Annotated in this window: 1 protein-coding gene; it reads right to left on the bottom strand. The window is 34.0% G+C overall.

What is annotated here, in order from left to right; all coding sequences use genetic code 11:
• A partial coding sequence (locus RQ907_RS08340) for an adhesin domain containing protein (protein WP_399522481.1) occupies positions 1-2,002 on the bottom strand: 2,002 nt, incomplete at its 3' end.
• Positions 2,003-2,870: the final 868 nt, after the last annotated feature.

The raw sequence follows: 2,870 nt of genomic DNA on the forward strand, positions 1-2,870 counted from the left end.
CCTTAGACCCGTTTGTGTAGGTATATTCTACAGGGATGGCTACAAAGTCACCAGCTTCTGCAGATTTTGGTGGAGTAATAGTAAATTTAGAAATGTCATTAGGATCTAAATCTACTTTCCACTTATCCTCATCTTTTTTGCCCTCATTTTCCTTATTGACAAAAGCTAAGTCTATCTTTCCAAAAGCTTCTCCTCTTCCTTTTGCTGCATTCATTTCTTCTGCAGATTTGTCAATATCTTTTGGATTTTCTGGTTGTACTATTTTAACTTTAAATGGATCACCTGGTTTAACAGCTGAAGATGTTATAGTGGAAGTATCATCATTATTGCCGTCTTCAAATCTTTGGTTGTAGTATCTGGTATCATCAAGATTCAGCTTAAATCCACCAATTAGGTTGTAGTGGTCGTAACGGTCGATTCCTTGCTTGTCGATTTTGACATTATTTCCTTTGTGGCTGATGTCGGCAGTACCTGCCCCTGAGCCTGTATATGTTCCTGTGTCACCAAATTCGTCTGGTGTTTCAGCTATATTTTTAAATTCTTCTGCTGTTCTCGGACGAGCAAAGAATTTAACATCTAGATTTTGAAGGGCCTTGTAGTCAGGTGTATTAAAGATAGAACCCTCATTGATGATAGTCTTGCCGTTTTCATCTTTTTTTAGGGCACCTTCAGGTAGCTTGATATGGATGTTGCCATTTTCTCCTATATAGGCACTTGCCCCCGGAACAATAGCTCCTGTAATAGGGCTATAAACTTGGCCTACTAGCCTTTCCTTAGCACTTTCGTCCACATTATCGACCTTAATACCGGTGTCTATATCTTGGCCTTGGACAAAGTACTTTTCTTCTAATTTTGAGCCTTGTTGATTTAGCTTTAGTTCCTCAAGCTTATCATTTTCATTTGGCCATGGATTTACCTTGTAACCTAAGAGGAAGCTATCTCCAAAAAACTTAACTCCTGGATTCTCTTTAGTATAGTCGTCTTTAATACCGAAAGATGTTGAGGAGTTATCCTTGTTATTTATATGCCTTAGGGTTTCTTCACTGGCCTCATAGTCCAAATTTCTTTGTGAACCAGAAGCCGTAATTTCTACATTTTCATTTGGCTTATAGGTTACATCAGGAGATTCAGAAGTTAACTTATCTTTCTGATCCATCATTGACTTATCTCCTTTTTCTACAGGAGTACGTCCGGAATCACTTACATAAATCTTAGTATAGGTTCTTTGACCAGTCTTTTTGTCTATGGTGATTTGATAACCATATTCAGTCTTACTTGGTGATGTTGCGGATGGGTTTTTAAAGTCAACTTTAAAGCCGTCTTTTTCTACATTCTTATCAGTCTTATAGATCTCCTGATTTACATTTCCTTGTTGGAGATCTGTTTGCTTATATCGCTCAGATCCATCGTAGTCTTTGATTTTTCCTTCATCTTCACCATAATTTGGGTCATCTACTTTTTGAAGATTTTTATCTTCTTGAGCTTGACTTCCAGCTTCTCCGGATTCTTGAGCAGAAGTTTCCCCTGCTCCTTGAGCTTGAGGTGCTCTTTCTTCTCCTAATTCAAGTTTGTCTTCTTTATTTCCTTCATCTGCTTTATCTTGTATATTTTCAGCTTTAAGATCTTCTCCCTCTGCTGATCTCACTGCTTCAACTTTGTTTCCTTCTGAAAATTCAAGTGCAGGGGCATCTGTCTTTGTTGCTGAATTTTCTCCAGTTACTTCATTACTTCCTGAGTCTGTAGCTTTAGTGTCTTCTGCTAGAGCTTCTTTATTATCTTCACGCTTTGCTGTAGCTTCTTTGGATCCAGAATTGTCTACACCATCATTTGAACTAGATGATCTATCCATATTTTGTGCTGCTGCCATAACAACATCTTTTGTATCTTCATTGATAGCTGAATCTGATGCTGCATCTACTTTTACAGACATAGATATTGACATAACTGTTGCCATAGAAAGTACGGCAAAGACCTCTTTACCATTCTTTATTGGGTTCTTCATTCTTATAAAATCTCCTTTTTAAATGTATTCATAAAACTTATAAATAATAAGTAATTCGAGCAATAAAAACCGTATAATTTAAGACTTCAAATTTACGGTTATATCTTGTATCTATTGACACGTATTTTATGTTATACCAATTTGGTCACTAATATAAGCACTTTTACGAAAATTTAACATAAAATATTTAATAATCTTGCATTTTTTATAAATTTATTGTATTTTCTTTTTTCAGTTATTTAGTTATGTTAATAAAATATTGTTTTTATTTCTCATCTTTTGAATTTTTATTTTTTTCCTCTTTCTCTGTTTCAAGGGCTTCAGTTTTTTCAGTTAACTTTTTATCATTTATATGGTTTACTTTAGTCTGCTTAAGATTGTATTTTTGTCTTTCCTTTACTTTTCGAAAAACTTCTGGCAGTAATGGACAAAACAACTTAGATTAATGCTTTTTATAATCTGATTTTTATTATGTAAGCTTAAAATTACGAAAAATTATCTTTATAAAGCCTCCTTTAAAATCTAATTTAATTTTGAATTAAAAAGTGTGTGTGTAGAATTGTTCAAACTAATTTCACATCAAATATTAATTTTTATTTTATATTATTATCATTTCGCAAGATTTTTTCTTGTAAATTTTAAGCAATAAAAAAAGTCAGTGGACTGATCCACTGACTCATATCTTATAAAATTTATTTTTCGTAAACTGGTCTCAAGGAATCCATATATTTTGGATTTCTACCATGTGTTAGGTCTGCGAAAAGTTTTTTAAGTTCTAGACATACCTTGCCTGGCTTGCCATCAGAAACTTTGATGTCGTCAACTTCAACTACTGGGGCAACTTCCATAGCTGTACCTGAGAAGAATA

This window comes from uncultured Anaerococcus sp., from assembly GCF_963510575.1.
Classification (GTDB): domain Bacteria; phylum Bacillota; class Clostridia; order Tissierellales; family Peptoniphilaceae; genus Anaerococcus.